At 27.7% G+C, this 5727-nt stretch carries 4 protein-coding genes and 1 pseudogene; 3 read left to right on the top strand and 2 right to left on the bottom strand.

The features are described from left to right. Together BTO21_RS16580 and BTO21_RS20430 are read right to left on the bottom strand one after the other, a co-directional pair. Positions 1-718, bottom strand: a pseudogene (locus BTO21_RS16580) (ISAs1 family transposase); the annotation flags it as partial. Positions 719-1142: 424 nt separating this feature from the next. Beyond that, positions 1143-1400 (bottom strand): type 2 periplasmic-binding domain-containing protein, encoded by a 258-nt coding sequence (locus tag BTO21_RS20430; RefSeq protein ID WP_420874939.1) that lies wholly within the window; start codon positions 1398-1400, stop codon positions 1143-1145. Between the two features lie 1274 nt (positions 1401-2674). Between BTO21_RS20430 and BTO21_RS16570 the strand changes: the two genes are divergently transcribed. From BTO21_RS16570 to tnpA, 3 genes are all read left to right on the top strand, one after another. Further along, a complete protein-coding gene (locus tag BTO21_RS16570; protein WP_045032818.1) occupies positions 2675-3880 on the top strand; it encodes an EAL domain-containing protein in 1206 nt (401 codons plus the stop codon). Beyond that, positions 3881-5164, top strand: a complete 1284-nt coding sequence (locus tag BTO21_RS16565) for a GGDEF domain-containing protein (RefSeq protein WP_105026918.1) — start codon at positions 3881-3883, stop codon at positions 5162-5164. Between the two features lie 382 nt (positions 5165-5546). Further along, positions 5547-5727, top strand: a 181-nt coding sequence (gene tnpA / locus BTO21_RS20115) for an IS66 family insertion sequence element accessory protein TnpA (protein WP_420874938.1), incomplete at its 3' end; no start/stop codon positions are given.

Below are 5727 nucleotides of genomic sequence, written 5' to 3'. Positions count from 1 at the left end.
GTAATTGCCCTCAAGCTTATCGCTACCACAGACATGACTCGATGCGGCCAAAAGTAATATTATTCGCTACACTTGCTCGCTCAGCTGCAAATGCTTTTTCTACCGCTATTCGAAGTTTTCCCTGATTACTTTTGACAGCAAGCAAGTAATCGGCGCCTTTATCAACAATAGCTTTAGCTATCTTCGTTTGACAAGCCATTGCGTCAATAGTCACCAATGCTCCCTTTATGTCGAGCATTTTTATAAGCTCAGGGATTGCGGTAATTTCATTGCTTTTTTGTTCCGTTTTTAACTGCCCTAACACTAACTTATTAGATGATGCATAGGCGCTGATCATATGGATGGTGCTAGATCTATCTTCACGGTTATAGGAGCCACGAAGTGTTTTGCCATCAATAGCAACGACTTGACCTTCGGTCAGCGTATGGACTGATGACATCTAGTTAATAAAGCATTCTTGAAACTGCTTAGGTTCAATAGTTGAGATGATACGTGCGATAGTGTCATCAGCTGGAATATCATTTAAAAACATATTATTGCGAGCAAACCAGTCATGATGACCAAGAATATATTCACGAATATCAAACCATCCCTTAGCTCCATCAATCACTGCACATAATGAACCAAATAATACTTCAAAAAGGCAATAGGTTACTTTTGCATCTTGGCGTTGGTCAATGATACTCTCAAAATGTTCTTTAAAATGGTCAATGTGCATGATGGTCTCCCCGAAAAGGGAGTATATGATCACAACTAGATGTGATCGTCAAATCGATTATAAAACGTTCACGATCTCACCCTGGCGACAAGCCCAACTATACATAGTGTAAAGATATATTCCATGTTGTTCTCATTGGTAAATACAGATGGAATAATTATTTATTAATTGAAGTAAAAAAACGCTGATGATTATCTGATAAATAAATAACAAAAATTACTTTAATAATAAGTTAGATCTTAATCTCATTTGAGTACTCAATATGCTGAATGGTTGTTTTAGTTATATGTCTAATTATTGTCGGTATTGTAATCAAGATGATAAATTTATTTGACTGATTATTAATATAATACTTATCTAACGTTTAAATATGGTTATTGAGAGTGAATTGTCTATTTTTATTCACTAACTAGATAAGCATGGTTTATTTTAAATGTAGGATCATGTTAGTTATCTTTTTTCCGTCGCTGAATCTCATCTTGAAAGCGTGTGATTGTAAAATCAATAAATGCGCGTAGTCGTGTCGAGGTATTAAATCACGCTCTGGATAAATAAAGCTTACAGGGATTGGGATTTGTGACGTATAAAGGCTTGGTAATATATGGATAAGTCGTCCTTCTTCAATAATATTTTGGCATAAAAACTCAGGAATATAGGTAATACCAAACCCACCTAAACAGATATTTAGTGCCGCACTTAATGTATTAACCTTAAATAGGTATTTTATTTGTATGCGATAATCTCAATAGATACTAAATAGTCATGAGCAGAACATTAAATAATGAATAACTGATTTTTGTGGACTGACGAGTTTTTTTAGGTCAATAAAAAGAAAAGGTATTGATGTTCATGGTGATACTCTCAAAAAATCGAGTATCAGGTCACAACGTGATCTGTTGGTCAAATAGAATCAAATTAGTTAAATAATGTTAGCGCTTTTACTCTAAAATTCAACGTTAGTTAGCTGTAATTATTTTATAAATTATCTTGTAATTGTTTTATAAGATAAGAGATTAGGAATTTAACCATGAAATAAACTTAAGTTATAAATTATATTTAAGATAATCATCATAATTATTTATATATTGTTATTTGTTATTTGTTATTTGTTATCAAGATGAATAAATGAGGAAATAAAAATTCAAATTTCATGTGATTATAAATATTAAAGCCGGTCAATGCTTTCTACCGATTATTCATAGGAATTAAATGTAAATGAAGGGCGGGGTAAATTAATTACATCCTCTAAAGGTATGTTCTCATTAGTAATGAATCTTTTAAAGGAATTGAAAACGTAGTGGTATTTATGACTGATTATTTTTATCGTCATGATGAATTTTTATTTTTTATGGTGATATTTTAGATTAGTAACTAATTTAAATAGATATTTTGAGAGTTAGATCAATATAACACGCCACATTATTGAAAATTAAGATTCCACTATGTGATGTGTGATATTATACTCGTTACGTAAAGAAACGTTTCTATGAACGGTAAGATTCTTAAATGTAGCTATAGTCTGAAATCGCTACAAGATCATATGGCACTACTTTTCAGGATGTCGGAAAAGCATATGTAAATATTTAAAATTCACACCCCAGTTGCATTTATGAGTCTTACATAATATTAAATTAACATTAACATACAATTTGGCAACTTAATGTTTTGCCCTAGGTGTCAAGTTATCGGGGAATTTAAACCTATTGATTTCTTGTGATAACAGCTTCTAAGTATTTTTAACTTATCTTTAGCTACTTAACATAAAAATATTATGGAGTGATTTTTAATATCCCAAAAAGGAATAGCATATTAGTAATAATTGAATGTTTACGTTATAAGTTATCGAATAAAATGGTAATTAAAAGCAATATAGGAATTAATATTTTTAATGTTCTATAATAGGAATTATTTAAATTTATTTAAATGTATATATAATTAATAATTAGTGAACAATTTATGTATTTTCATTATCAACCAATTTATATAAATAACCGAATTAGTTATTTAGAAGCTTTATTAAGATTTGAAGATTCTTCTATTAATATAGAAGAGTTTGTGATGAGTCAGAAAAATAAAGTTGATTTTGATTTAATTATTTTATCAAAAGTATTATCTGAAATACAAACATCAAAGTTTGATTTTTTTTCCATAAATATATCCTTGCTGAGCTTGGAATCAGACATATTTACTTATAAATGTATTGAATTAATAAATAAAAATAAAAAAACAATTATTCTTGAATTGACTGAATATGACAAGAGCTCTAACTTAGAACAAATACATAAAAATATTAGTCAGATTAAGGAAAAAACGAATTGTAAATTCGCACTTGATGATTTTGGTAAGGGATGTGCTAATATTGATTTATTGATTAATTTACCTATCGATATTGTTAAAATTGATCGATGTATTACTCAAAGAATAAGTGATAGTTTTTCTGGGTTTAATTTATTAAAAAATATAATATATAAATTAACAACTATTTTTAAAAAAGATATTGTTGTTGAGGGCGTTGAAAATGAGAGTGAAGTTAAATTATTAGAAAACATCAGTAATAATATAAAGTGTCAGGGGTATTTTTTTGCCAGACCAAGTTTACTTGATTTTTTTACTTTTATAGAAAATGAAAATGAAAATTTCATAGATAAAGTTGAAATTAATGTTGATGAATCTTTTGTTATGAAGCTTGAAAAACTTATATATCAATTAACGATTAATGAAGATTATGAGGTTATTCATAGTGATTATGAAAATATATTTTTTTATGAAAGTAAACCTCAAGAAATCAAGAATAAAGCAAGAGAATTATTGAAGAATATAGGTTCATCTAAAATGGTGTTCATGGCACCTCTTATGATGTCATCTAGCTGTGCGGTTATTATTCGAGATGTAAATGGTTATGTGGTGTATAACAATGATCTTCATATCGATATAATGAAAATGGATCTTGTAGGTATTGAACCGAATAAACTAATATCACTATATGATTTTTATAAAAGCTGTTTAGAACTTGATAATAAACTAATCTGTAGTCAGGATTGTTTTTCTTATGAGGAGGAGTACATTGAGGAAATTAATGCTGAATATCATATTTTTAGACAGAAGATTATAAATGATAATAATGTTTATATTATATCTTCTATTTATAGAGGTGTTAATTAAATGCTGAATAATAAAATAAAAACAGTTGGTAGCATATTAATGCTATCATTAATTACTTCTTTGTTTAATTTGCATATTAATAAAGAGAAATTAAAAAATGAAATGGATAATTTATTTAGATATTTAAGTGATAGTATTTATAGATATCAAATTAGTGTTATAAATACAGATGAAACAGATTATCGTAATATTATCAGTAATGAAAATTTAGTAATTTCACCGAATAGGTCGGATAATATTAAATTATTATCTTCAAATATTCAAGAGCTTATCAAAGTTAGCCATGAAAATACTATTATTGGTAATAATTTATGGACAGTAGCAAATGTATTTCCTGGTTATATGTATATATATCCTTATAAAAAAGGATATAAAGAATTAATGGAAAAAATTCAAGAAAAGAATAGTTATTTTAATTATTTACTTGATGTTGAAAAAATTGATTACCACTTGGGTAACGATAACCTTTCTGTGTATAAAACTATAAAAGTATATGGTCCATATCTTGAGGATATAACGCAAGAAAAATTAATAACAATCTATTATCCTTTATATAATAATAAGGTTATTAAATCTATATTGTTACTAGATATAAAATATGATTTTTTACATGAATATGTTATGAACTATAGCTATAGTAATATGACAGCATTGAAATTATCATCTGACGTAGGTATAAGTGAATTAATTTTTAATATAATAGAAAAACAAAATAATAAAGATACAGTTAATATTCCAATAAATGTTGATTATAAATTACTAGTGTTATTATATATATTGTGTTTTGTTTTATATTCAATTGTTTTTTTAATTTTTTATTTCTTCACGAGAAATAAAAAGGATAATCTAACCGGTTTTTATAGGAAAGATTTCTTTAAAAAAACAAGAAAAACAGATTGCATCGTTGTTATTGATATAGACTTTTTTAAAAAAGTTAATGATAACCATGGCCATGCTATTGGTGATTTAGTAATAAGCGAAGTTTCTAGAAGAATACGGGGTTTGATTAGAAAAACAGATATACCAATTCGTTGGGGGGGAGAGGAATTTGTTATTTTATTTGATAGCTTAATAGATGAAAATAATTTAGTAAATAAACTTAATGATTTGTTAAATATAGTTAGTAATGAAAAAATAGAAAATTTGGATATAACAATTTCTATTGGTGCTTTTATAACATCAAAAAAAATAAATTTATCTGAAGCTTTTAATTATGCAGATAAAGCACTTTACGAATCTAAAAATACAGGACGAAATAAGTATACAATATCCGAATATCAATAAGTGTAGAGACGATAAAGCGTTGTAATCAGATTTTATGAAATACTAAATTCTAGATAAAAACAAATAGGCATGAAACAGAAAGTTTTCACTTTACTTTAATTAGCTGTAGTAGTGCTTTAAAAATTCATGAAATTATAAAATAAAGCTAATGATAAAGAGAGTTATAGTGGTAAATATTGCTTTATTTTGTAGGTCGTCCTGTATGACTTTTTATAGATAGACGACCTAATCACTAATGCCGTTCACTTAAGGTGAACGGCTTTTTTCTTTTTAGCGTACCGCTGAGGTCTCGGCTTTACTGTTCGAGGGTAAGCGCCTAATTAACCACACATTCTAATTACAGCCTGCTTTTGTCATAGTTTTCCGACTAAAAGGAGGAACTATGACACAATTCGAAAAACATCAATATTGGACAGCCATCGTTAACCAGCAGCAAAATAGTGGTATTTCAATACCGCAATTTTGCAAACAGAACGATATCAATTACGCTAATTTTCACTATTGGATGAAGAAAATTGAACAAACTGATAATGAACAAATTGCCCATCAAGTCATTATTAAGT

This window comes from Photobacterium phosphoreum (assembly GCF_002954725.1).
GTDB lineage: Bacteria > Pseudomonadota > Gammaproteobacteria > Enterobacterales > Vibrionaceae > Photobacterium > Photobacterium phosphoreum.
This window is presented reverse-complemented; position numbering and strand designations above follow the sequence as displayed.